Genomic DNA, 23,733 nt, shown 5'->3' with positions numbered 1-23,733 from the left:
TGCGGAGCCTCGCGAGTCGCCCAAGACCAGGCTCGCCAGAAAACTTAGCCTTCTCCTCGACCTGTATGAGTCTCAAGGGCGAGGACCCCTCTCGTACCGGGAGATCAGTGAAAGCATGGCCGATCGCGGCACGCCGCTGTCTCGGTCGCGGTGGGCTTATATGCGCAGCGGTGATAGCTCGCTGGCCATGGACCAGAAACTGCTGCAGAACCTCGCTGAATTTTTCGGCGTGGATCGCCGGTACCTTCTCGATGACTCGGCAGAGGTGCCTGAATTGGTGGAGGCCCAGCTCGATCTCTTGAAGTCGATGAGGGAAGCTCGCGTCAAGAACTTTGCGGCCAGGCAATTGCAGGAATTGTCTCCCGAGACTCTGGCCCGCCTCAGGGATGTTATCGACAAGCATGCCAGGCGAGATGATGAGAATTCCTAAGCTGCTGGGGGTGCTTTCCTTGGCTGCCCTCGGCACAGCTTCCGCCACATTCTTAGCTGCTGGATACTTCGCACGCCGCGTGGTGGTGCCGTCGACCACGCGCCGGGAGGACCTCGAGGTTCGAAGAGTCTTTAGTACAAAAGAAGATGGCGTGTTGCACATTGAGTTGCCGAGTACGCCCCTGACGACGGCGCCGGGCCGGTACAGCCTTTGGTTCGCCAGCGGCAAGGGCCACGCTTGCATAGGCGGCGTCGTGGATGAAGACACGAGGGCGGGCACGGTGACGCGACTCGTGGAGCGAGTCGATTCTGGCAACTTGCATGACGCCAGGGCCGGCATTTGGAGTGGATACGCATACTCCAAACCCGAGCAACTGGGCCTACCGTTCGAACATGTGATGGTCCAGGTCGGTGACGGCATTGCGCCGGCCTGGAAATTCCCGCCGCTAACTGCTGGCCCCACAGCCTCGACGTGGGCAATCCACGTCCACGGGATGGGGGGAAAGCGGGCGGGGGTCCTTCGGGGTGTTCCCGTCGCCCAACAACTGGGCCTCACCTCGCTGGTGGTGTCATTCCGCAACGATGGCGACGCGCCGCCGTCGAACGATTCCCGTTACTCCCTGGGGCAGAATGAATGGCTCGACCTCGAGGCAGCGATCCAATTCGCAATGGATCACGGTGCGGAGCGCCTGGTGTTGTTCGGATGGTCTTTGGGCGGCTCCATGGCTATGCGCGCGGCCCACCTCTCGGTCCACTCGGATCGAATAGTCGGGTTGGTATTGATAGCTCCTGTACTGGATTGGGCTGTAACACTAACGTCGAATGGCAGCTCCAGCGGGCTTCCAAGACCGGTGACCAGGCTGGGCCTAAGAATGTTGGGTAGTGAGACGGGCCGTCGGGTGACAGGCCTCAAGCAGCCGATTGATCTGTCTACTCTGAATTGGGTAGCCCGCGCCACGGACCTGAAAAGGCCGGCGCTCATCCTGCATGGAGCTAGGGACAAGTCGACGCCGTTGGCCGTGTCGGAGCGGTTGGCGGAGCTGCGCCCAGATCTGGTTCAGTTGGAGCGCTTCGACGTTCCGGGTCACTCGTTGGAGTGGAATGGCGATACAGAGAAGTGGGAGGCCACCGTGTCCAACTTCTTGAAGTCGCTACCCGCGGACTGAAACGCCGCTGAAAGCTCGGCTGACTGTCTCTCGATCTCATTCGGTTGCGCAATGTATCGCCCGGACGCGAGGATCAGAATTCCGGATTCGCGGAGCAGGTTCAGGTGGCTTCGGAGGGACGGCGCGGTCCTGTCTAAAGCAGCAGCTACTTCATGACATGTTGCCGGACCATGGGCGATCAAGAAGCGGATGATCTTGCTTCTCGTCCGATTCATCAAGATGTTCGCCATGGAGACCACAACCCGGTGACGAGGAAACCTTTCGGGCCCGCTGTAGACGGGTCTACAGCAAAACGATACGCTCATCGAGAAGATGATGGAAGCACTTGATGCCACTCATTGCGTGCCACGTGAACCATCGGAATACTGAGCTTCACGTAGAGTCTGACAGGCGGTGTCGGAGCGGGCGGGAGGTGAGCGGTGCCAGGCGATGAGAAACGTCCCACGAGTGCAGGCTTGTCTCCTCAAGCTGAGCTGGCCCGTCGCCTGAACCTACTGCTCGACGTCGTTGTCGCAGAACGGGGGCAGCCGATCACCTTCCGTGAGGTTCAGGAGAAGCTGGCGGGTAGAGGGATTAAGCTGTCTCGGGCTCGCTGGTTTTACATGAAAGACGGCACGGGAAGGCTGGTCAGTGACCCCGCTCTTCTGAGTGCTTTATGCGAAATCTTCAATGTGGATCCTGCCTACCTTCTAGATGCCGATTCCGGGGACCTGCCCCAGCGCATCGATTCGCAGCTCGAGTTCGTGAAGTCGCTGCGGGCTGCGAGGGTGAAGACTTTTGCGGCTCGCACTCTTGGGGACGTATCGCCGGAGACCCTTCAAGCGATTACGGAGTACCTGAACAAGGACATCAGCCGGCGGCCGGAAGGAGAGCGGGCGGCGGCAAATTCGCAGGTTGAGTCACCGGAGTCGCCAGAGCAGGCGGGCTAACCCGCGGCGACCGCTACTGCTGTTCCTCCAACAGGTACTTCAGGTGAGCGTCGAGCAGCTCCTTGATCCGGGCGGGGTTCGCGGAATACCGAGGTGACCGTCCGTGTCTGCGACCAGGCTCGACGTCGACCATCACCACGCCAGCCTCCTCCAGTGCGGCGAGGTGCTTGGCCACGCTGGGCTCGCCAGCGCTGACCGCCGCAACGATATCGCCCCGTGTTGCCGGCCCACTAGCGGTAAGGAACCGAAGAATTTCGTTGCGCGACCTGTTGCCGAACGTCGCAACGGCAGCTTCAACGTCGGCCGACCAGGCCTCGTCATGTGGCTGCGTAATTCTCGGCATATCGCCATTCTTCCCCAAATGACCAGAAAAAGTAAGAACAGCACTCTTGACGATACTTTAAGTATCTTCGACAATAATTCGTATAGCTTCTGCCTGATCGTTGTTGGTCTCCAAATCCACGCACCGGAGCGGCGTACGCGCGGCTCTGCGAAGTACTTGATCTGAACAGTCAAAGCCGGTGAAGCCATGGAAATCGAATCCGAGGCGTTTCAAGCCAAGAATCAATCAACTTCTCCTGTTGGAGTGGATGTCTCGCTACGCGGCTCGCCCCCACCCGGGGAGCCTGTTGTCCCCATAGACAGGATTCTGGTCGCGGTTGATGGGGTGCACCGCTACGTTGTTTCCCGCCTCGGACGGATCGGACGATCCTGCGATGTTGACGACGTCATGCAGGAGATTCGCGTCGCCGTCTGGAACGGGGTTGCCAAGGGCTGCTACCGGGAGCTTCCAGGGATCCCTTTCGAAGCCTGGGTGCAGGGGGTCTGCAGTAAGATCTGTGCTGCTCACATTCGGCGTGAGCTAAGTCATCAAACCCTGCCGTTGCTCGTGGACTTTACGACGACGGAGAGTTCGCCGGAGGTTCTCGCAGTCATCGGCGCTGCAGCGGGAGGAGGCAGCGCAGAAAGCTGCATCGACCAGGCATGGGCGCAGGCCATGTTGGATCTGGTCCATCGAAGCGTGACTGAGGAAACATGGAAGCTCGCCGTATCCAGCCTTGTTGGTCCGCGTCACTACGGACCTCCGTCTCCCGAGGACCGGCGCCGCTGGCATGCGGTAACTGTCGTCCGGCAGACTGCTAAGACAATCAACACGGCATTGAACTGCCACCCTGAACCTGGGGTAGGCCTTGATGGACTATGCAGACTGGCCGCCAACTGCCTTCCCACCACTGTGCTTCGGCGAGTTGCCGAGTCGATAGTCCGTCCAGGTCTGCGGGGACCGGACAGGTCCGCGCAGATGACAGCTCTGGCGAGTGAGCTCGGCGTAACGGAGAGGTACATAGCGGTGAACGTCGGCTTTGCCCGGCAGCTGTACCGAGCGGCTTGGCGTGTGCTCCAGCACGGAGCCAACGGACCCGCGGTGTGAGTCATGATTGTCAGCATAGGAGCCGGGCGATGAGCTCGATCCGCGGATTTGGCCGTCAACGTTGGATAGCCGTGGGGCTCATCGCCTTGCTCACGGTCGGCGCGATCTTCCTGCTTTGCCCTGCTGCCGATTCTGGCCGGGAAGTAGCGTCGCCGCCGACTGCAACCGCGCCGGCCGCCACCCCCGAGCCGACTGTTACTTCGTCAGCTCAGAGCCGCCCCTCCGCTGCCTCTATTGAAGTCAAGGTATCGGCTCAGCCTACTGATGGCGCACTGCCCCGCACCCAGGATTACAGGGAGCTTGCTCTGGCGGCAGCCCAGGGGATCTACACCTGGGACAGCCGGTCGTCGTCGTACTCCGACATTTATGCCCGTGTGCGGTCCTGGTGGGAGCTTCTCCCAGATGGGTCAAACCCTTTGTCAGCGCTGGTGCGAGAGTTTGAAGGGACCGGGGTGACAGCTGGCAGCTTCGCCATGCTGGCTGAACAGTCCGCTCGGCGAAGCGGCACCGGTCAGACCCTGCGCTGTGACCTCGAGCTGGCCAAAGTCCAGGAGTACCCAGCGCCTTGGAACGGCCTCCACGTGTGCACAGTGACCGTCCAGGTCGTGGACGAGTCGAGCAACAGCCGAAGCGCCTATGCAGCACCAGTCACGGTCATGGTCAACTGTCCGCCGGCGCTCACTGCCCCGGCTGGGCGCTGCGCAATGGTCGGGTTCTATGCGACTGCAGAGCGGATCGTTTACTGATGGCTGCTCTGGCCGCCGTCGCTATGGTCACGCGGCGACGGGCGTTGCTGAAAGTGTTATGCGCGGCTATAGTCGCCGTCTCACTAGCCGGTTTGATGGCTTTCCTGGGAGGGGTGGCTGTACTTACCGGCATGACTGGGCAGCGCGCTATCGCTTGTGCGCCATCTGGCGGTGACGCGAGCACAGCCGTTCATGGAACTAGCGCCGGTCTGGAGATCCGCGACGCCGGGCAGTTGCTTTACATGCTAAATCCCAGGCAGGAGAGCGTCGCGCGGACTTACATCGCGGTGGGTAAACAGCTTGCCCTACCGCGCTCCGGGCAAATTATCGCGATCATGATGGCGCTCCAGGAATCGAGCCTTCGCATGCTCGCCAACCCCGCTGTGCCGGAATCCCTGAATTTCCCGAATGACGGCATGGGACGGGACCATGATTCCATCGGGTCGGCCCAACAGCGCCCGGCGGCAGGCTGGGGGACAATTGCAGAGCTGATGGACGCCTCCTATAACGCACGCGCATTTTACGGCGGCCCGACCGGACCAAATCGTGGAAGTCCCCGCGGGCTGCTGGATATCCCTGGCTGGCAGGCGATGGATAAAGGGCAGGCCGCCCAGGCAGTCCAAGTTTCGGCTTTCCCAGAGCTGTATGCGCGCTGGGAACCGGCGGCGACGGCAATCGTTGCCGCGTTAGAAACTGATACCCATCCTGCGTCTTGTTCGAGTTCGCCGTCAGGGACGGAACTTGTCGGTTCGACACGCAACCTGAGCCAGCTGCGCCAGGATATCTTGAGGTTCACGCAGGAAGGCCTCGGCGGGCGCTATGTGTGGGGAGGCACTGCCTTCAAAGCCTGGGATTGTTCCGGTTACGTGCAGTGGATCTACCGGCAGGCAGGAATCGAGCTGCCGCGGGTGGAGCAGTGGCGTGTAGGTGTGCGAACAAAGGATCCCCAACCAGGAGATCTAGTTGTCCAAAATCCCCAGGGACCCGACAACTGGGGCCACGTCGGCATTTATGCGGGCAACGGCATGATGTGGAGTGCTCTTAACCCGGCTGTAGGGACACTGCTGCATCCCGTCAGCTGGAATCCTGGTGCAGCCTATTTCAATCTATTGCCAGGTTAGGCGCCCTAGCGGAGCTCACTGTCATTTTGCTCCGGCCGAACCGTCGCTTGTGCTCCTTCAGGTATCTTTCCACTGAACCTGACCGTCCTTGTTGCGATGCTATGGATACCCTGTCCCGCATTTAGCCGCTTTTGGATGCAGGCCGGACCACCATTCTAGGGACTGACGATGAAAGGAAGCGGTGGTGTCGTCCGGGGTCTATCCGGAACGGTGACAACGGGCAGTGCTATGACGGTCATTTGCTTCTGCCGCGGGTCACGCTTGGAGTCCTGAGGGCCTAGCGTTCGGGTGCTTACGCACGGGGTCCGAGAGAATCTGCGAGCAGAAAAGGAGATTCGCTATGTCGGTGACAAATGCGGGTTAGCTACTAGTTCCCACTCGACGGGTCCAGCTAACATCAGTTGCCCGGCCAGAAGCCGCATAGCCAGCCAGATATGCTTCATTCATGCATCTGGGGGATCTATCGAAGCGCGAGTCATGGCGCGGCTTACTTATGGGCTGGTCTCGTGGAGCTCCGGCTGCTTCGTTGGCCGCGCCCATCAGGACTTCGACGTCAGGTACTCACGCACTCTTAGGCTTGGCCGACAACGGACGCCAATACTGGGTAAAGGCTTGTGGTAATCCTCAGGGTGATCTAGTTCTAGCTACTGAACAGATCGTTACCGCCGTTGGACGGCTCCTCGAAGCTCCGGTGAGGCCAGTTGTTCTTCTGGATATTCCGGACTCGCTGGCCGGCTGGCAGTATGGCCCCGGCCTACGGCTGCAAGCGGGTGTCGCCCACGCGTCCGAACACCTTGATTCTTGCGAGGAGTTCGAAGACCTTGGTTTTCGCAAGCATGACCACAACTCGACGCGCCAGCCCGCGTTGGTAGCTCTTTGGGATCTATGCATGGGATACGACGCCCAGTGGCTATTCGATCATTCGGACGACAGATCGATCTGGTCGTTTGACCATGGTTGGTGGCTTAGCGGCCCTGACTGGTCGGGAGATCTGCTATCCGGGCTCGTCGATCGCCCCTGGGAATGGGAGGGATCGCTCCATGGAATGAGCGGAGAACAGTTTATGGAGCTAGCTGAGCGTGTGGAGCTCCTGACTCCCGGCGAGCTCTTGGGTGCCGTAGCCACTGTTCCGTTAGCATGGGACGTTCCCGACTGGGAGCTCGAAACTGTCGCATGGCTCCTCTATAACAGGAAGACCGGCGTAGCTCGGCGTCTCCGCGTTTCGTCTGCAAGGGTCTTACTGTGACTGCTGGAAGGAGGTTCGAGAATGCGATATGACTATTGGCTATTGCGCTACGTCCCGAATACCGTCCGTGGAGAATTCGTAAACATTGGTGTTTTAGCGGGGGCAGACGGACACGATTGGGCATTGCGTCGCGTCTTTTCATTTACGAGGGCAAGCAGACTCGGAGGCGACGCAAGCCTAGCCAGCGATTGGCTGAACCGACTTGCCGAACGCGTGCAGCCGAGATCCACGATGTTCGGCTCTTTTAGTCCTGGGGAAGCCCTCGGTATTGAGGGAATCAGCACGTACTGGATTGAGCGCCAGCAAGGATTCCTGAATAACGCCGTTCAAATAGCTGCTCCGGTGCCGGTCGAGGCTGAATCTGCTCAGAAGGCCGCGGACATGTTGTTCGATGTACTGGTTTTGGAGAACCCCGGCAAGGGACCAATCAGACGCAAGACCCGAATCATGAGTGACCTTCAGCGTGAGTATCTGACGGAGGCCCGCCTTAAAATGCATATCGACCTTCGGCCACGGGTCAAGGCGATCGTTGGCGCCCAGAGCGGCACCTTCGATTTTGCTGTGGGACAAAATCAAGTCCGCCAACTGACTCAGGTTTGGTCCTTTGGGCTGAAGGATCTGGATCGGGTCGACCAGGACGTCCGGGCCTGGAGCTACCTAGTAGGCCGCATACGAGACGAGGGTGGTCGTGTCACGGCTACTGCTGTCGGCCACCCGAAGCGCGTTCTGGAAATATCGCCGGATGTGCCAGTTCGAGTCGTATATGAGCGCCCTGAAACTGAATCGCAGAAGGACCATTTTCGCGTTGCGCAAGACGCATGGTCCAAATTAGGCGTTGCTGCATTCCCGACAGACCAAATGGGCCGAGTGGCGTCTGAGGCACGTCGGCTCGTGGAGGCCCGCTAGTTAGGGCCGGTGCGCAATAACAGGTGCACGCACGCTCAGCGGTAACCGAGTTATGCGTGCACCTGATAGCCTATTTGATCTTGCAGCTGGCGTCGGTGTCAGACGACAGTCCCAGTTTGAGTCTGATCTTTTGTGCGTTCGGTTGGGCCGGCGCGGTCGTCCAATCGTTCCACGCGGCAAAGAACCCCGCGTCGGTGGTCTGGTTGGCCGCGTTCTCAGCGCCGCTAAGGTCCCCGTACATGCTTTCGGCGAGGGCCGCAACGTCCGCTTTGACGGGATCGGGCCAGAGTACCTTCTCGTTCGACAGCGTTTCGATTGCCTTCCGATAGCCGTCGCGCAGTGCCGCCGTCGCCGACTTTGCTGCCTTGAGGTTAAACGGTTCGGCTTGCACAGCCTTTCCAGCCTTGTCCGAGAGGATATTGCTTGGGCAAATAGTGGCGAGGTAAAACTTCCCGGCTTCGGCTTTCGTCATGATGGTTGGAGTCGGCGACGGCGTAGCCGTTGCTTTTGCCGTTTCAGGCGGAGCGCTGTTTGTTTGCGCTCCGCCGCTGCAGCCCGTGAGTGCGAGGGCCGCCAATGCCATGACGGCATACATCTTCTTCAATTTTTCCCCTATAGGTTTGAGTGACAAACGAATGCTAGACGTTCTCACCTACGTTCGTTGAATCATCAATGTTGAAGAGACATATGCTGAGCGTCGGAACTAATAGCGATAAAGGGGAAAGTCGTGGCCCGTCGGGCGAAAGACCAGTATGACCTTCTGTACGAGAAATTGGGTGGAAGCACTAAGAGCATGAGAAGTCTGCCGCTTGAGAATGACCTTGAGGTCTTCCGGTCTTTCGGAACGGCAACTCAGCAGTACTTCATTGTTCGTCTGAAACACCGGAAGGAAATCCTCGAAAGGATTGGTTCATGCCGGGGATTGCGCTGGTCGTGGTCGCGGCGACGGCCCTCATACTGGCAAGTACAACCATGCTCCCATACGCACTTCAATGGCGTGCGGAAACTCAAGACGTCATTAGGACAGCGGATGCACTCGGGCTCGAGCAGCAGGCTGTCAACCCGGATGCCCTGGTTGACTACTACACGTCGACCTTGTACCTAACAGCGGGCATCATTGCTGCATGCGCCGGAATGCTGGTTCTATGGAATTTCAACAGAGCATGGCGATTCGCAACTACCACTGTTTGGATAGAAGCTCTAGAGGCCGACGTCGTAGCGAGGAACTCCGCGAAGACCGGACGGATGATTCTCCAGTCTTTGCGAAGTGTCCCGGCCCGCTGGAGAGCGAAGACCACCAGAAATCAGCCTGACGAAGGGACGTCCAGCTGACGCTGCTAGGTGGTCAGGTCTGCGATGCGGAGGGTCTTGGTTGAGATGATTTCCAACCCGACACGGATCTCAGCCCGGAACACGACCTCGTTGTGTCGGAACAGGTCCCGCGGTGCCGGGGTGCCCGCCACGCCGGTGTCACCCATGTAAGGGTCCCATTCGATGCGCTGCGAGTTCCTGTACAGCAGCGACACTGTCGACAGGTCCCCGATGATCGCTTCCCCGGCTGGCATGCCCGCGGCGAGCGTGACGGGCGATTCTGGAGCTGTTGCTTCGCAATCCCACCGCGCCGCGAGTAACGACAAAGAAGATCATGTCGCTTCGTCCCGCAACTTCCATGAACCCGTGAGCTCATCTGCTCACTCCATGGAAAAACGACGGACGGAGCACCATGTACTTTGCAGCGGTGGACCCAGGGATCACCCCAAACGCGAGCTTTCCCTTCCTGGAATCGCTCAAACAGATCGGCGGCGGCATCCTTGTCGGCGCCTTCATCATCATCGCCATCGTGGCCATCATCGGCGCCGCGATGCTGTTGGCCGGCAAACTTAGCCAGTCGTCGCGTCTTGCCTCCGGCGGCGGCATGATCCTCCTGTGGACAGGGCCAGTGGCCGCCATTCTTGGCGGCATCAACGGCTACATCCTCTGGTCGCAGACGGCGTTCCCTCTCGGGTTTTGACTCATGCCTGTTGAGTGCGACCTCAACGGATGGTGGCCACCCGGTTGCGGCCTGGTTTCACAAGCGAATGACAATGCTCTGGGTGCAGTCACAGCGCTCTTCGCGAACATCCTTCAGAACCTGGCGTCCTGGTTGTGGTCCTTCATCACTGGCGCCTTCACCGTGTCGGACGTAGACGACTCCCAGTGGCTTTCTATTGAAGGGCTGACTAGCTGGTGGGTGGTCGTCATGATGACGCCGCTCGTCGTTGTGATGATCCTTCAAGTCCTGTCTGGGCTGGTGAGTCAGCAACCGAGACGCATCGGCCGGGCGATGCTCGGCGGAGCCGCCGCAATACCTCTCGTCGGGCTTGCCGTCTATCTTGTCCGGCAACTGACGCGGGCAGGCGACTTAGCCTCAGCCGCGCTGCTCGAATCCATCGGTTCTGACCCATACCTGGTGTTCATGAGGCTCTTCGGCTTCGAGCGGGCACCGGAAGGAGCCGACAGGGAATGGAATCTGGTCTCCTTAGCGCCCGGGACTACCGGCGGCGCGGCTGGAGCTGTCGTTGTGACGGTGATGGCTGTGGTGGTCGTGTGGATCCTCGCCTTCATTCTGATGTGCTCGATGATCTTCCGATCCTTTGCGCTCGTCGTGTTGGCCGCCGTCGCACCTGTTGCCCTCATGCTGCTGCCCTGGGACAAGACAAAGTCATGGGCGCGCCGCTGGAGCGAGGTGGTCATCGCCCTAGTGATTGCCAAACCCCTGGCCGCGACAGTCTTAGCCGTTGCCGTGAAGCTCTTCGCAGAGTCCAAGTCCTTTGCGGGACTGGCGGCCGGAACGGTGGGCATGGCCCTGGCCTGCGGTGCTCCTTTGATGGCATTGCGCTTGGTGAGCTTCGCCGGTGGTGAACTCGCCGCAGCGGCTCAAACGGCAGGAGGCGGTCACGTCCTGTCACGCAGCAGCAGTGTTGCAGCCCGTCAGATCAGCAGGCAGACCGGGGGAAGGCTCACACTCGCGAACCTGGTCAGTCGCTCGGCCATGACGCGTCCCATCAGCTCAAGCCGCCATCTCTTCCCGACACAGGTGTTAGGACCTGCCCAGTCCGGAGCAGGCGGAGCCAGCGGTGGAGGCAAATTGGCACTGAACACCGGATCCTCCACTGCAGCGCCCAACGCCTTACACCAACCAGAATCGCCGGGCTTCGTGCGCGCGGACCTGCCTGGACAAAGCGGCGCTGCCCCAACACCCGCACGGCGATTCCCACCCGGAGAAGCCGAACCGCGAGCGCATCCGAACGCAAGCGCACCTGGCCCAGCAAGGGCCCGGCCACCGAAACCCCACCCACCTACAATCGACCCTCCGAGCGGAGGCAAACCTCATGTCTGACGATGCGCGTACGTTAGAAGCCGTCAAGTTCCCCAGATACGAGCGCCGAGGGTTTTTTCTCGGGCTTAAGTGGTACCAACTGCTGATCGTCGCCACGGGAGGGGCAGTCGCCATCGTGGCATCTGCCAGTAGCGGGCCAGCAGGCCTGTTCGCCTCCGGACCGATGTGGCTTGGACTCATGCTGCTCGGGCTCCTCCAATATTCCCGCATCCCTTATCCGATCTGGGCAAAGCAGATCGCGCTGTACTTTTACCGCGTAGCGGCAGGACAAACTCGTTTCCTTGCCAGGCCGGCAGCGCCCCGACTTGCTGGCCGGCTCGTTCTCCCTGGCGGTCTGGGCAATCTGGAGATCCGGACGACGGCAAACGGTGAATGCTTCATCGTTGACCGCCACGGTAGGGAGGCGATCGCGGTCCTGCGCTGCAGCACCCGGTCCTTTGCCCTCCTGGACTCGGACGACAAGGCATGGGCCGTGCAAGCCTGGTCTCGTGTACAGGCTGGAATGGCTCAACGGCCAGGAGTGGCCCGAATCGCAGTCCAGGATTACACAGTCCCATACCCGTCGTCTGCGCTTTGGGACTTCTACCGAGGCAACCCTCAGCAGGCCGAGCCCGGTCAGGCGGAGCCTACATGGGGACAACGCGCTTATGAGGACCTGCTGGGTGCAGCCGGGTCAACCATGAGCCATGAACTCCTGGTAGCGGTTGTCCTGGACACGAGCAAGGCCCGGCGACGGATCAAGGAGTCCGGCGGCGGACTGAGCGGCCTGGAGCGCGCCTTGCGGCTGGAAGTCGAGGCCATGAAAACGTCACTAGGCACTCACAACGTGAACGTCGAAGAATGGGTTGACGAACCAGGATTGCTCGGCGTCATCCATGCTGCCTTCGATCCCGCCGCGTTGCCCACCGCCAAGACCGTGGTGGCGGCAGCCCCGCCGTCGGACCTTCCGGCAAGCGAGAAGGCGAACAATCTCCACCACCACGGCCCCATGGCCGTGGAAGAACACTGGACCTATCTACGCACCGACAGCGGGTTCCACCAAACCTTCTGGATCGCCGAATGGCCACGACAGAAAGTCTTCCCCGGCTTCCTGCATCCCTTGATCTACGTCGGCGAGTTCCGCCATACCTTCACCGAAGTCATCCGGGCGGTCCCCACAGCCGAGGCGCTGCGCGACATCCGCTCCGCGCAGGAAGCGCATGAGACCCGCCGGCGCATCAACGCCCGCTTCGACAGGCCCCTCACCCGCGAGCAAAAGGCCGAGGAAGAGGAAGTGATCCAGAGGGAAGAGGAGATCGTCGCCGGTCACGGCGACGTGCGGCCGGCGGCTTACATCACCGTCACGGCTACCTCCTTGGAGGACCTCGCGCGGCACCGCCAGGAACTGGAGTCCGCTGCCGCAGGGGCGTTCGTTGAACTGCGCCTTCTCTACGGACAGCAATGGGCCGCGTTTGTCGCCGGCGGGCTTCCTCTTGGAAGGGGATTGCGATGAAGCAGACAACGAAAAGCTTCGAGTATCTCCCGTCGGGGATGAGGCGGAGGGCACGGACAGAACGACGGCGGACTGCATCATCCGCGGTCACGGAGACAAACACGGCGCTCGCCGACAAACGGATCGATCTTGGAGCCTTCCGCCTCTCGGGTGACTGGGGCAGCAATGCGCCGAATTCCCTGCGGGGACCGCACCGGTTGCGTCCTGCGCCGCACCGCGCCTCCACCATGACGTTCGCCGCCGCTTATCCCTTCCTCACGGAGTCCGGCCTGGGTCACGAAGGAACCTACATCGGCACGGACGTCTTCGGATCCGGGGCCTTCTCCTATGACCCCTGGATCCTCTACGACAAGGGCATCATCAGCGGCCCATCCATTGTGGTGATCGGAACTGTCGGCACCGGCAAGTCGATGTGCGGCAAATCGTTGGTGACACGGTCAATTACCCTGGGCCGGAAGGCGGCTGTCGCCTCTGATCCCAAAGGCGAGTGGGTCGCGGTCGCCAAAGCAGTGGGCGGTAAGGTCATCAGCGTTGGTCCCGGCCGTCCCGCACGAGTCAATCCTCTTGACGCCGGCCCCCGCCCCAGCGCCCTGACCGAGGCCCAGTGGCACGCAGTGGTAAGGCAGCGCTGCCGCTATCTCCTGGTGGCACTGGTCTCCCTCATGAGGCAGGGCACGCCCCTGCGCCCCGTGGAGCACACGGCCCTGGACATCGCTCTCATGGAGACTATGTCTGAGAACTCGAACCCCACACTGCCCATGGTGCTGGACCACCTGCTGAAGCCGTCGAAGGAGATGACGGCTCTGGTCGGCGCGGAGGGTGGGATCGCGGTCAGCCACTCTCTGAGACGTACCGTGTCGGGTGACCTCGAGGGCATGTTCGATGCGCCGTCCACCGTCGCTTTCGATGCTGACGCTCCGATGATGGTGATGGATACGTCCGCCCTGATCGGGGCATCGGAGCAGGCGCTTTCGCTAGCGGCCGCTTGCGGTGCTACCTGGCTGGAAGCGGCCATCACCAACCCCGACGGCGGGAAGCGGCTTGTCGTGTACGACGAAGGGTGGCGGATGCTTGCCGATCCCTACATGTTGGCGAAGATGAGCGAACAGTGGCGGCTCGCCAGAACGTACGGGATCGCGAACCTGCTGATCATGCATAAGGTGGCGGACCTCAACGAGATCGGTGACAGCACCAGCGGACACCGGCAGAAAGCACTGGGCCTGCTGACCGAGGCTGACACCAGAATCATCTACCGCCAGAAACACGACGCAATGCGCCTGACCAAAGAAGCGCTCGGCCTGACCGAAGCCGAGTGTGAACACGTCGAGAACCTTCCGAAGGGCGTTGGGCTCTGGAAGGTGGGGAACCGCTCTTTCATCGTGGCTAATAGAGTGACCACGGACGAGCTTGCTGTGTTCGGCACCGACGCCAGGATGCTGTGAGACGGCCGGGTAGCTCGCGGGCTGCAAGCGACAACCCGCTGGTGACCGCTGGCCTCATCGGGGCGGCAGCCTACGTGTGCCTTTGCGTCGTCGTCCAAGCTGCTGGGCACTTGGTGGCGAATTGGCGGTGCGGCGCGAGGCCGCCGTCGCCCTTCAACCCTGCCGCCGCCGTCGGACTTCTGGCCAACAGGATGGATTGGATAGTGGCGCCGCGCTCCGGCTGTCTACTGGGGACAGGTGCGGTTTGGTGGGTCCTGGCACCGGCGCTACTTCTGGTGACTGCCCTCGCCGTTGGTGCAGTGATCGCATGGCGGCGATGGAAACAATCGGGCGCGTGGCTGCGCCAGGACATCCTGAACCGCGACGGCGTTGCCCGCCGGGCGGAGATTCTCCACGACTTCGGCGCGAGGGCTGTGCGGAAAAGAGGAAAGTTCACCCGTCCCGGGCTTGTAAACCCTTCGGTACAGGATGTGTCGTGGACGCTGGGCCGCTCCCGCGGCGTCACCGTCCACGTCTCCACGGAAGAGTCAATGGTGATCCAGGGTGCACCGCGATCCGGGAAGGGCCTCTACGTTGTCATCAACGCCATCCTTGATGCGCCGGGCGCAGTCGTCACCACATCGACCCGCGCGGACAACCTGGTGGTGACAATGAAGGCGCGGGCGTCCGGCGGGCGGCCGGTGACGGTCTTTGATCCGCAGGGCATGTCGGGGATCCCGTCGTCCCTTCGCTGGTCGCCGGTCCGCGGATGTGAGGACCCGGACATTGCTACCCGGCGGGCGTTGGTCATCACCGCGGACACGGAAATGAAGGGCGAGAACGCAGCGTGGCAAAAGCGCTCGCTGATAGTGCTTCAGTGCCTGCTTCATGCTGCGGCGCTGTGCGGCGAGGGGGTGACGGCATTCCGGCGGTGGTCGTCCAGTCCGGTGCTGGCGCGGGAGGCACTTGAGGTGCTGGGCCGGACGGGGGCAGCGCTGGGATGGCAGGCCGACCTGATGGGAATTCTGGAAGACGATCCGCGGAATACATCCAATTCATGGATTGGTGTTTCGGCGGCGGTGGCACCGCTGTCATCGCCCAAGGTGCTTGCTGCGCTGAATCCGCAGGACGCGTCGGAGGAGTTCGATCCAAAAACTTTCATCCGGGAGCGGGGAACGCTATATCTCATCGGCACTCGGGCAGGAGCCTCTGCTGCGGGGCCGTACCTGTCAGCGCTAATCGATGACATCGACAACGCAGCCCGGGAAATGGCCTTCGTTTCACCGGGCGGTCGGTTAGAGCCACCTCTTTCATTGATCCTGGATGAGATCGCCAACCTCGCCCCGTGGCCCGGGCTGCCTGTGGCACTGTCCGATGGCGGCGGCATCGGGATATCAACGCTCGTCGTTCTGCAGTCCTTGTCCCAGGCCCGTTCAGGCTGGTCGATCGATGAGGCATCCACCATCTGGGACTCGGCAATCATCAAGGTGATCTTTGGAGGCGGATCCGACGAACGGGACCTGCGCTCCCTTGCGGGGTTGCTGGGGGAGCGGAGTCTTACCCTCACCACGCGGTCCTGGTCGTCCCAAGGCAGGCAAGACGGCGAACAGATACGCGAGAGTCCCGTGATCGCCCTGGACGAGATTCGGCGTCTGCCTGCTGGCACGGCGCTCATGCTGGGCAGGCGCACCCGACCGATCCTGCTGGACCTTCTTGAGTGGCACAAGCGCAAGGACGCAGGGGAGCTGCGCCGACTGAAGGCAGAAATGGAGCGCGTATTGGCCGACGGGCACAGGCAACGGCAGCAGAAGACCGAAGGGACACCGGATGCGCGACCTTGACGACACTGACGAATTCGATGTCCCGTCCTCAGGTTCCGTTGGGGACGACGCGATCACTGCGCAGCTGTTCAGATCCGCCTTTGCTCCGGCTACCGCGTCCAAGAACGTGACCCGTCGCTGGCGGGAGATGACGCCAGAGCAAGCTCAGGACGCATGGAGGTCACTTTTCTCCTGGGTGAAGTGGCTCGTCGCCACGTATCAACTTACGACGTCGGTCGTTCCGGATTGCTGGTGGCGTCACCCTGAGATCGTGGCTGAGCTTTATGCACTGCACCGAGCGGAGCTTGCCTCCTTCACGCCGGACGACCCGGGATTTGGCCCGCTCGCCTTCCACGAGAGGCTGCCGCACGCCGTCGAACGCCTGAGGATGCACACCAGGACTGCCGGATGCGTGGGGCTGCAGGTGCACAGGGAGCCGGCAACCCGAATGCTCGCAAACGATGATCCTGCTTTCCTCGAATGGTGCAAGGCAGCTCATCAGCTGGTTCCTGAATTCTGAGTCATGTCGCTCGTGTGGCTACCAGCCATGAACAGGTGTCTGCGCAGCACTGCTGCGGTCCAAGAAGCATGAAGGGTGGCTGTCGTGGCCGCTACATCGGAAGTTCCACCAACTATCTCGTCTGGCCAGAGTTCCGCGCTAGGCGGACTCGGCGCTCGCCGTCTCGCGCCAGAGGAACGCGTTGCCGCACTCATGGACGGCCTGCACTCAATCCTGGAGAAGGCGGTTGAGTCGCCCTCACATTGGCAGGTCTTGCTCGATGCTTCCGCCAGCCTGTGGCGCTACTCCGGCGGAAACGTTGCCCTGCTGATGATGCAGATGGCACAGCGGGGTACCGAGGAGCCGACGCTCGTCGCGGGCTACAAAGAATGGGAACGACACGGCCGTACTGTCCTTCGGGGTGAGCAGGCCCTATGGGTGATTGCTCCCCGGACCGCCCGTGTCCAACAGATGCTCCTGCCCGATGGCACACGTCAGCGAATCCCTGTGGGTGAGAAGCCCCCCAGCGGCGCTGTTGATGAGGGAAAGAAGACCTTGATCACCGGTTGGCGCGGACAGGCGGTATTCGACGTTTCCCAAACCGAGGGCGCTCCGCTGCTGGTTCCACGATCGGCCAATCCTTCTTCCGTTGAGGCGCCACAACTGTGGGAGTCCTTGGCCCGCGTTGCCCGGGCCCATGGTTTTTCGATTCACGTCACCGACGCGCAGTACGGGCTGACCAGCGGGTTCACGGATTTCGCCCAGCGTCAGATACAGGTGGGTGGCTGGCTGAATTCCGAGGAACGGATCGCTGTCCTGGCACATGAGCTCGGGCACGTTCTGCTGCATGGCCGGAATGACGAAGTGGGGAAGCTGTACGGAAGCAGCGTGGACCACCGCGGGCTGGCAGAGGTTGAAGCCGAGTCAGTTGCGTACACCGTACTGAAGGCTCACGGGATCGATCGGGGACCGCAGTCCGCAAGCTACTTGTCCGGTTGGGCTGACGCAGTGATTGAGGCGGAGCATATAGCCGGGGGTGCGGGCTCCTCCCGGAAGCAGCCTGCTTCCCGCGTGGACATAGCCAAATCAGTGCTTGGCCGCGTTACCGCCGCAAGCAAGGAAATCTTCGAAGTGACTGATCCTCCGGGATTCGGTGGGAAAGTGCCCGCAGCTGAAGCATCCCCGCAGGTGCAGGGGCAGGAATCCTATGCGGCTTTGAAACACCCTGGCGGTCCATCCCGCGGGTTGGAAATTTCGGGCCCGTAGGGCCAATCACAAAGTGTTAGGCGGGAAAGACCCGCCTGCGAAGGAAAGGACAGCAGATATGAGTACCAAGATTCCGGTAAATATCGCCGGCAATCTCGTCGCGGACCCCGATCTCACCTACGGTGAGTCTGGTGTCGCACACGCCAAGCTGCGGGTGGCCGTGAACCAGCGGATCCAAGGAACAGACGGCAGCTGGCACGACGGAGACCCTGTCTTCCACAACGTCTCAGCGTTCCGCGCGCTCGCAGAGAATGCTTCGAACTCCCTTAAGAAAGGCGATCCGGTTACAGTTACGGGTGAACTTGAGTTCCGCGCCTTCGAAAAGGATGGGGAGAAGCGGGAAGCTCGCCGCATCGTCGCCGAAACCATCGGTCCTGATCTCCGCTTCGGCACGAGCGTATACCAGCGTTCCCCTCGCGCAGCCGGCCCCGAGGCTGGAATAGGTGCCGGTCTAAATGCGGCGGCTGAGGCAACCCAGCCCGCCTACAGCGTTGCGACGAAGGGGCCGGTGGCAGTGCCCCCTTTAGGCGGGCCGGCAGGGAATGAGATGAGTTTCTGACGCCGGGCTTTTACGCTCAGGTCTCAAATAGGGTGTGCCTGTCGGTGTCACGCCTTGGATCCCTTTGAAAACGCAGGCTGGCCTGGTCCCACGGGACCAGGCCAGAACTTTGTCAGAGCGGAGTGACCATTTGGTTCAGTTATAGCCTGCTACTGCCCTTCCACTCTTCTGGCTGCACACGCTTGATGCTAGATGAGTGTGCCCAACCCATATGGTACTTACCGGATGAATCCAGCCACTCAATGAGGCCGTACTTGTGAGTCCATCCCACCGCTTTGCCGTAGATGCCGCCTACATACACCAAGGGCCGGCCATGCTTGGGGAATTCTCGGATAGGTGCAGGGTCATCTATCGGTCGGCTTGCCTCAGCGTTCATTCGAGCCATCATGCGCTCAACATCTTCGGGGGAGCCAGACTTGATCACGAGGACAGTTATAGAACGTATGTTCGAATGCTTTGGATGTGCGGAGGAGCCGATTTACCGACCATGCAGTCCCACTAGTCGGTCGCTTTAGTGATTACCGGTTTAGACGAAGTTGCCCCCCGGCTCGGTAGTTGACGCGGGATCGGACATTTCAGGCCGCCCTTCGGCGGGGGCCCAGGCCAGGCAATCAGCGGCCCGTAAGAAGTACGTCTCCGGCCAGGGAGCGCCTGGCATTACCTGCGCTGGATCAGGGTTGATGAGCAGGACGGCTCCAGGCCAGATCGGTTCCGGCAGTGCTTCTATCCAGGCTGGCTGGACGTGGTTGAAGCGGTTCCACCTGATGGTGACCCAGGATCCGGTGGGTTGTATGGCGTCAACGCTGAGGAGCGTCACCTCGGCGGTGGTGCCGCTAGCGAGCTTGGCATTGTCAAAGGATCGCCACTTGTCCGTTGCATTGGCCAGCCACCTACGACATTGACCGGCTCGTTTCCACCAGAGCAACATCAAAAGCAGCACAGCTGCCAGCAGGACGCTGCCAACGACCGTCTTCAGTGAGGAAGGGAGCTCCGCGGCAGGAACATATGCGAGAGAGAGGGCGAGCGCTATGAGAACAACCGTGCTCGCCAATACCAGCCCGCTTGTCGCTACCTTGGGTTTCACCGCCGGATTTGAGACCATTCGCCATACCTCTTGCATCAGCTTAGAGCTGCCAGCCCGTAGGGGTAAGGACGACCTGCTGTGAAAGGGGCAGATTTACCGAATTAGTATTCGGCTGAGGTGAAACTGACCGACAGCGGGCGCCGTCTATTGCTTCTTCGAGCCTTTCCCTTTGATCCCGCTGTTCCCACTCATAGTTCGCCGGAGCCGGTCCCAGCGGCAGCGGAGAGTCCGATATTCCCCACCTGTCCCTGAATATGGCGATGTCACGAATCAGCTGGCAGGAATGATCGCCGCCGGTTTCTCCAAGGGACCCCAGCAGGGCGCCTTTCCACTCGAGATCTTCTATGAGAGCAGCCATAGTTACGGTCTCCGTCCTCTGCCAGATCCGTTCCCGAACTTGATCGACCATCTCCGCCAGGTCAGGACGAGGGATAGTAAGCACCTCGGTCAAAGGATCGGTAGCCGCCGTCGGCATGCCTTTCAAGAACCGACGCAACCGCATGCTGAGGACAGCCGCGGGATCATTTGCAGCGGTGGTGTTTTGGATAGCCTGCTCCACTTCGCGCTCAGCGCCTGGGCGGCTAACAGTTGCGACTTTCCGCCACGCCTCTACGGCCGCGCCCCATGACGGTGATTGCTCGAGTTTGAGGGACGGGCTGGGAGCGAGGTTGTTCAGGCACCGCGTGAGATCCAGAGCTGCTGCGATCTGCGCCAAGTAGTCATACTCCGCGTAGAGCCGTTCAAGGCTGTCCGACTTCGCCCGCTCGGCGTCGCGCACTTCATGGGCGGTCCGCTCGGCACCTTCCGCCGCGAGCACCTCGCCCAGAATGCTCCGCCATGACAGCTGCAGTGACGGATCGACGGCAGCATGATCCGAGTCATCAGCTTCGCTGACGTAGGCGAAGTTGCCGGAGCGGCCGCGGGTCATGCTCACGTAAAGCAGCTCGCGGGTGAGCCGGCCCTGAGTAATTACGGTGTGGCCGGTGTCGACCGTGATGCCCTGGGAACGGTGTGCGGTGGTCGCATAACCCAACTCAACGGACGACTCGAGGTAGGTGCGGGGGAGTATGACATTGGCTCCCGTTTCCCGCCGCACTGCAAGCAGTGAGCCGTCCCACCTGCTGACGCCTCGGACGTCGAATAGCGTTCCATTCCGGACAAAGTCACCCTCGCTGTCGATGAGTCTGCGGTCGTTGCCACGAGCGATGATGGTGTCACCGGAACCAGCGTATAGGCCATCGCTGAGGAGGACTGTGTGTTCCGGATCCACTACACCCTGGGTTACTAGGTCGGCTTGGGCGCGTTCGTTGAGCATCCCCACGGTGTCATTGTCCGCCGCGATAAGGATGGACGACTTACCCGCCCGGGTATCGGTCCTCCATGCAAGGTACGACTGGTCGACCATGTCCAGGTAGGTGCCGTGCCGGATCCGCCCATGCTGCTCGTAATCCGAGACTGCGGAGTAGTCTCCCCTCCGCAGTTTGAGGGACGATGCACGCTCCCACTCCTCACTGAATCTCCAGATAGTGCTAAGCCGAGTCGTCTTTCCTCCCCGGTCGAGCCAACCGAGGACGCCACCGGCGTCGATCGCGTCCAGCTGACCCGGGTCGCCCACCAGAAGGATTTTCGCACGGGCCTCCCGTGCCTGTTGTACGAGGGCAGCGAGTTGGAAAGTTGAGACCATGGAAGCTTCGTCGACGATGATGAGCTGATTCGCATGGAAGCACCACCGCTGCTGAGTGGCGGCGAGTCGGGCAGCTTCCTGAGCAAACGCGATACTCCGGCGCTCGCCGCCATAAGCCTTCGTAAGCCGGGTCTGGATGTCGAAGAAGCGCGCAGCCCGTGCGCTTGCCCCTTGGCCCACCGACTCGTGCAGCCACTTGGTGACATTCTCCGTGGCCATGGCGAGTTCACGGCCCAGCACGTCCGCACTGGCCGCCGCTGGGGCAAGCCCAATGACACTGCCGACGCCGTACTCTGCTTCCCATGTCGCCTTGACCGCACCCAGGGTCGTTGTCTTTCCCGTGCCGGCTGGACCGACGATGGCGTCGAGTCGGTTGCCGCTGAGAAGGACGTCGGCTACGGCGGCGCGCTGATCGAAGTGCAGCTCCGGCTTCCCGGGCTGTTGGGCTCGCTCAAGAGAATCCATGATGACGTCCGCGCGGACCACTGGGCCGCCGTCGTCGTTTCTTGCTGCCATGATGGCGTCCTCGCAGGCGAGCGTTGACGTGTCGGTATAGAGGCGCGATCCGTGGAAGTCGAAAACGCTGTGGTACCCAAGCCAAAGGTCTGGCCTGGCATCTGGAGGGACGGTGTAGCGGTATTCGTTCAGCGGCACTGACTGTTGCTCAGCGGCGGTGGCGACGGCGTGGATCAGCGCGCTGCGGTCAGAAGCCGTGCCGCATCGGATCTGGGCGCAGACCCTTTCGGCTTCCGCGAGTAGGTTCCACCGGTTCCATGTTGAGCGCTTGCCGGCGACACGTTCACGGGCAAGGGTCGCGACCGCGCAGATCCAGTCGGGGGTAAAGTCCGTGAACCCAAAGGGGGAGACCCGGGATCTATTGATGGTGGCGGCGAGGACGTCAGCTGGCTGGAAACCTTTGGCAATCGCTCGTGCCCGCCATTCGCCTGAGAGCTCATGCAGCGGTGTGGGGAGCTCAGCCTTTGGGGCGCGGGTAGTCAGAGTGGCCTGCTGACGAAGCTTGATAATTGTTGCTGCGGTCGGGGGATGGCCGTGTTCCATGCACCATTCCGCCACGAGACGGTCTGTTTCCGAATCGATGAGACGGGACCGGTTGGAGAACTCGCGGATAAGTTCTTCGTCGATGCCAGTGAGCTGCTGGCTGGGGTTGCGCGTGCTGGTAGCGGGGTTACGGATCTCGGTGTCGCTTCCTAGGTCCCGGTGGAGGGCGTCATGGAGGAGCCCGTTGTAGTGCTCGCTCGCGGCGACTGCGGCTTTATACAGCGTGCGGGAGTCGAGGGTGACCCAGGCTCCATCGGTGATGCGTTGGACGCGATTGGCGATGACCAGGTGAGTGTGAAGCTGAGGGTCCCCTGTGCGTGATTCCCAGTGGTCAAAGGCAGCGGCGATGGCGCCCAGCGTGCCTACGTGGGCGACGCCGTTCCGGCCGGCCCGGGTGTGGATGACGTTCTGTTCGAGCCAGGTAAGTGTTGCTTGGACCGCCTCGTGGTGGGTTCGCGCGATCCGGTCTTGGATGCTTCGAGGGCTCAGTGCCCAGAGGACGGACACCGATTTGGGCACACTGAAGGTTAAGTCAAAGCCGACGACGGCGTGCCTTGTGGTGGGCGGGCCGGTCCTGTTGTCGACGGCGGTGGGTTGGCTGTGGGGACGTCCCAGTGGCGTTCCGGTGTCTGGATGAATTGCTAGGTCGAAGACCGCTTTTGCGTCCGTTTCGGTGGTGGTGTCACCCGCGTCTTTGTTGATGCCTTTGAGTCCGCTACCGATCCATCGGCCTTCCGGCGTGCCGGCCTTCATGTAGTAAGTGGTGGCGTCCGGGGGAGAAGTGGAAAGGTCGTTCATCATCGTTGTCTTGAAGAGGTAGCGGAGGCCTGATTGCGCGGAAAGCCGTGCGATGGACATCGTCACAGCCGGGGCGCCCCTGCTTGGCGCTTTGCTGGAGTCCATCCGCGACGGCGGAGAATTTCCAGCGTTCCGGGGTCGAGCGCGACGCCCTTCGCCCGAGCAAGGGAGACCAGCCAGGCAGAGATGTGAGCCAGATCCTGGACATTCGTTCTTTGTGCGCGTTTGAGGCGAGAGACTTCTGACTGGAGGAGGTTATTGGCTACTCGTTGTTCGGAGTTCTCCGCTTCGAGGCGGTCGATCTCGCAGGCTTGGGAGCGGAGCCTGGACTGCAGTGTTTCGAGGCGGCGCTGGCAGGATCTTTTTTGACATACCAGCTGGCGCCTGGCTGCCTGCAGTTGGGCTTTGAGATGAGGGGCGTTGAGGCTGGTTGCGGGTCTTTCGCCTGAACGATTGGCATTGCGGCGTGTGCGGTCGCGGTGTCTGTTGGCACAGCGCCTTGAGCAGAACCGCTGGCTCTTCCGCGACGGCTCGAAAGCAGCATTGCATTCTTCACAATTCTTGTTGATCACCTTCGTTCATCAGCGAAGTGAGCCCCGGCAACATGACTGGCCGTGGCTGTGTCCTCACGGCCACGACCTTGGATGCCAGAGGTGTGAAGGGTCGGGGGACTCTTCACCGGCGTGAGGCTCCTGCGTAG

The 23,733-nt window shown here is 61.3% G+C and carries 21 protein-coding genes; 14 read left to right on the top strand and 7 right to left on the bottom strand.

The features are described from left to right. The first annotated feature begins 115 nt into the window (after positions 1-115). On the top strand, positions 116-430 hold the full coding sequence (locus ACIP90_RS11795; protein ID WP_400579505.1) for a hypothetical protein: 315 nt from the start codon (positions 116-118) through the stop codon (positions 428-430). Continuing rightward, entirely contained in the window at positions 414-1,595 is a 1,182-nt protein-coding gene (locus ACIP90_RS11790) for an alpha/beta hydrolase family protein (protein ID WP_400579504.1), read from the top strand. The genes ACIP90_RS11795 and ACIP90_RS11790 overlap by 17 nt, the downstream gene beginning before the upstream one ends. On the opposite strand, the gene ACIP90_RS11785 is transcribed toward ACIP90_RS11790, so the two are convergent. After that, a complete protein-coding gene (locus tag ACIP90_RS11785) occupies positions 1,514-1,810 on the bottom strand; it encodes a winged helix-turn-helix domain-containing protein (protein ID WP_400579606.1) in 297 nt (98 codons plus the stop codon). The genes ACIP90_RS11790 and ACIP90_RS11785 overlap by 82 nt on opposite strands. 240 nt (positions 1,811-2,050) lie before the next feature. Between ACIP90_RS11785 and ACIP90_RS11780 the strand changes: the two genes are divergently transcribed. Beyond that, positions 2,051-2,524 carry a hypothetical protein gene (locus ACIP90_RS11780; RefSeq protein WP_400579503.1) on the top strand — a complete coding sequence of 158 codons (474 nt, stop codon included), beginning with the start codon at positions 2,051-2,053 and terminating at the stop codon, positions 2,522-2,524. A gap of 13 nt (positions 2,525-2,537) precedes the next feature. On the opposite strand, the gene ACIP90_RS11775 is transcribed toward ACIP90_RS11780, so the two are convergent. Then, positions 2,538-2,867, bottom strand: coding sequence for an ArsR/SmtB family transcription factor (locus tag ACIP90_RS11775; protein ID WP_400579502.1), 330 nt, complete (start codon positions 2,865-2,867; stop codon positions 2,538-2,540). Positions 2,868-3,122: 255 nt separating this feature from the next. Then, positions 3,123-3,374 carry a hypothetical protein gene (locus ACIP90_RS11770; RefSeq protein ID WP_400579501.1) on the bottom strand — a complete coding sequence of 84 codons (252 nt, stop codon included), beginning with the start codon at positions 3,372-3,374 and terminating at the stop codon, positions 3,123-3,125. 608 nt (positions 3,375-3,982) lie between these two features. Here ACIP90_RS11770 and ACIP90_RS11765 point away from each other — a divergent pair. From ACIP90_RS11765 to ACIP90_RS11755, 3 genes are all read left to right on the top strand, one after another. Then, positions 3,983-4,699: a hypothetical protein gene (locus ACIP90_RS11765; RefSeq protein ID WP_400579500.1), complete on the top strand. Its 717-nt coding sequence runs from the start codon at positions 3,983-3,985 to the stop codon at positions 4,697-4,699. Continuing rightward, on the top strand, positions 4,699-5,820 hold the full coding sequence (locus tag ACIP90_RS11760) for a C40 family peptidase (RefSeq protein WP_400579499.1): 1,122 nt from the start codon (positions 4,699-4,701) through the stop codon (positions 5,818-5,820). Before ACIP90_RS11765 ends, ACIP90_RS11760 begins: the two co-directional genes overlap by 1 nt. A gap of 1,267 nt (positions 5,821-7,087) precedes the next feature. Next, a complete protein-coding gene (locus ACIP90_RS11755; protein WP_400579498.1) occupies positions 7,088-7,972 on the top strand; it encodes a DUF3037 domain-containing protein in 885 nt (294 codons plus the stop codon). A 70-nt stretch (positions 7,973-8,042) separates the two neighbouring features. Here ACIP90_RS11755 and ACIP90_RS11750 read toward each other — a convergent pair whose 3' ends face one another. Further along, positions 8,043-8,576 carry a hypothetical protein gene (locus tag ACIP90_RS11750; protein WP_400579497.1) on the bottom strand — a complete coding sequence of 178 codons (534 nt, stop codon included), beginning with the start codon at positions 8,574-8,576 and terminating at the stop codon, positions 8,043-8,045. Between the two features lie 733 nt (positions 8,577-9,309). Continuing rightward, positions 9,310-9,537: a hypothetical protein gene (locus ACIP90_RS11745; protein ID WP_400579496.1), complete on the bottom strand. Its 228-nt coding sequence runs from the start codon at positions 9,535-9,537 to the stop codon at positions 9,310-9,312. A gap of 158 nt (positions 9,538-9,695) precedes the next feature. Here ACIP90_RS11745 and ACIP90_RS11740 point away from each other — a divergent pair, with 158 nt between their 5' ends. The 8 genes from ACIP90_RS11740 (at position 9,696) to ACIP90_RS11705 (ending at position 18,408) form a co-directional block, all read left to right on the top strand. Further along, positions 9,696-9,983, top strand: coding sequence for a hypothetical protein (locus ACIP90_RS11740; protein ID WP_400579495.1), 288 nt, complete (start codon positions 9,696-9,698; stop codon positions 9,981-9,983). Positions 9,984-9,986: 3 nt separating this feature from the next. Further along, on the top strand, positions 9,987-11,351 hold the full coding sequence (locus tag ACIP90_RS11735) for a type IV secretion system protein (protein WP_400579494.1): 1,365 nt from the start codon (positions 9,987-9,989) through the stop codon (positions 11,349-11,351). Next, positions 11,344-12,843 (top strand): SCO6880 family protein, encoded by a 1,500-nt coding sequence (locus tag ACIP90_RS11730; RefSeq protein WP_400579493.1) that lies wholly within the window; start codon positions 11,344-11,346, stop codon positions 12,841-12,843. Before ACIP90_RS11735 ends, ACIP90_RS11730 begins: the two co-directional genes overlap by 8 nt. Then, the gene (locus tag ACIP90_RS11725) at positions 12,840-14,285 is read left to right on the top strand and encodes an ATP-binding protein (protein ID WP_400579492.1); all 1,446 of its coding nucleotides are present in this window, start codon (positions 12,840-12,842) and stop codon (positions 14,283-14,285) included. The genes ACIP90_RS11730 and ACIP90_RS11725 overlap by 4 nt, the downstream gene beginning before the upstream one ends. 275 nt (positions 14,286-14,560) lie before the next feature. Continuing rightward, on the top strand, positions 14,561-16,105 hold the full coding sequence (locus tag ACIP90_RS11720; RefSeq protein WP_400579491.1) for a type IV secretory system conjugative DNA transfer family protein: 1,545 nt from the start codon (positions 14,561-14,563) through the stop codon (positions 16,103-16,105). After that, a complete protein-coding gene (locus ACIP90_RS11715) occupies positions 16,092-16,604 on the top strand; it encodes a hypothetical protein (RefSeq protein ID WP_400579490.1) in 513 nt (170 codons plus the stop codon). The genes ACIP90_RS11720 and ACIP90_RS11715 overlap by 14 nt, the downstream gene beginning before the upstream one ends. 84 nt (positions 16,605-16,688) lie before the next feature. Next, on the top strand, positions 16,689-17,849 hold the full coding sequence (locus ACIP90_RS11710; protein ID WP_400579489.1) for an ArdC-like ssDNA-binding domain-containing protein: 1,161 nt from the start codon (positions 16,689-16,691) through the stop codon (positions 17,847-17,849). Positions 17,850-17,907: 58 nt separating this feature from the next. Beyond that, positions 17,908-18,408 carry a single-stranded DNA-binding protein gene (locus ACIP90_RS11705; RefSeq protein ID WP_400579488.1) on the top strand — a complete coding sequence of 167 codons (501 nt, stop codon included), beginning with the start codon at positions 17,908-17,910 and terminating at the stop codon, positions 18,406-18,408. Positions 18,409-18,934: 526 nt separating this feature from the next. On the opposite strand, the gene ACIP90_RS11700 is transcribed toward ACIP90_RS11705, so the two are convergent. Then, positions 18,935-19,510 (bottom strand): hypothetical protein, encoded by a 576-nt coding sequence (locus ACIP90_RS11700; RefSeq protein ID WP_400579487.1) that lies wholly within the window; start codon positions 19,508-19,510, stop codon positions 18,935-18,937. A gap of 22 nt (positions 19,511-19,532) precedes the next feature. After that, on the bottom strand, positions 19,533-23,093 hold the full coding sequence (gene mobF / locus ACIP90_RS11695; protein ID WP_400579605.1) for a MobF family relaxase: 3,561 nt from the start codon (positions 23,091-23,093) through the stop codon (positions 19,533-19,535). Positions 23,094-23,733: the final 640 nt, after the last annotated feature.

It is taken from the genome of Arthrobacter sp. NPDC093139 (assembly GCF_044754165.1).
Taxonomy (GTDB): domain Bacteria; phylum Actinomycetota; class Actinomycetes; order Actinomycetales; family Micrococcaceae; genus Arthrobacter.
Note: the sequence above shows the minus strand (reverse complement) of the source record. Positions and strands in the feature narration are given on the sequence as shown.

What these genes read in the sequence shown, in the direction of transcription:
- ACIP90_RS11725 (WP_400579492.1), top strand. Translation starts at nt 12,840, where the DNA reads ATGAAGCAGACAACGAAAAGCTTCGAGTATCTCCCGTCGGGGATGAGG.
- ACIP90_RS11760 (WP_400579499.1), top strand. Translation starts at nt 4,699, where the DNA reads ATGGCTGCTCTGGCCGCCGTCGCTATGGTCACGCGGCGACGGGCGTTG.
- ACIP90_RS11755 (WP_400579498.1), top strand. Translation starts at nt 7,088, where the DNA reads ATGCGATATGACTATTGGCTATTGCGCTACGTCCCGAATACCGTCCGT.
- ACIP90_RS11790 (WP_400579504.1), top strand. Translation starts at nt 414, where the DNA reads ATGATGAGAATTCCTAAGCTGCTGGGGGTGCTTTCCTTGGCTGCCCTC.
- ACIP90_RS11775 (WP_400579502.1), bottom strand. Translation starts at nt 2,867, where the DNA reads ATGCCGAGAATTACGCAGCCACATGACGAGGCCTGGTCGGCCGACGTT.
- ACIP90_RS11785 (WP_400579606.1), bottom strand. Translation starts at nt 1,810, where the DNA reads ATGAATCGGACGAGAAGCAAGATCATCCGCTTCTTGATCGCCCATGGT.
- ACIP90_RS11735 (WP_400579494.1), top strand. Translation starts at nt 9,987, where the DNA reads ATGCCTGTTGAGTGCGACCTCAACGGATGGTGGCCACCCGGTTGCGGC.
- ACIP90_RS11715 (WP_400579490.1), top strand. Translation starts at nt 16,092, where the DNA reads ATGCGCGACCTTGACGACACTGACGAATTCGATGTCCCGTCCTCAGGT.
- ACIP90_RS11795 (WP_400579505.1), top strand. Translation starts at nt 116, where the DNA reads ATGGCCGATCGCGGCACGCCGCTGTCTCGGTCGCGGTGGGCTTATATG.
- ACIP90_RS11730 (WP_400579493.1), top strand. Translation starts at nt 11,344, where the DNA reads ATGTCTGACGATGCGCGTACGTTAGAAGCCGTCAAGTTCCCCAGATAC.
- ACIP90_RS11745 (WP_400579496.1), bottom strand. Translation starts at nt 9,537, where the DNA reads ATGCCAGCCGGGGAAGCGATCATCGGGGACCTGTCGACAGTGTCGCTG.
- ACIP90_RS11765 (WP_400579500.1), top strand. Translation starts at nt 3,983, where the DNA reads ATGAGCTCGATCCGCGGATTTGGCCGTCAACGTTGGATAGCCGTGGGG.
- ACIP90_RS11705 (WP_400579488.1), top strand. Translation starts at nt 17,908, where the DNA reads ATGAGTACCAAGATTCCGGTAAATATCGCCGGCAATCTCGTCGCGGAC.
- mobF (WP_400579605.1), bottom strand. Translation starts at nt 23,093, where the DNA reads ATGTCCATCGCACGGCTTTCCGCGCAATCAGGCCTCCGCTACCTCTTC.
- ACIP90_RS11740 (WP_400579495.1), top strand. Translation starts at nt 9,696, where the DNA reads ATGTACTTTGCAGCGGTGGACCCAGGGATCACCCCAAACGCGAGCTTT.
- ACIP90_RS11700 (WP_400579487.1), bottom strand. Translation starts at nt 19,510, where the DNA reads ATGGTCTCAAATCCGGCGGTGAAACCCAAGGTAGCGACAAGCGGGCTG.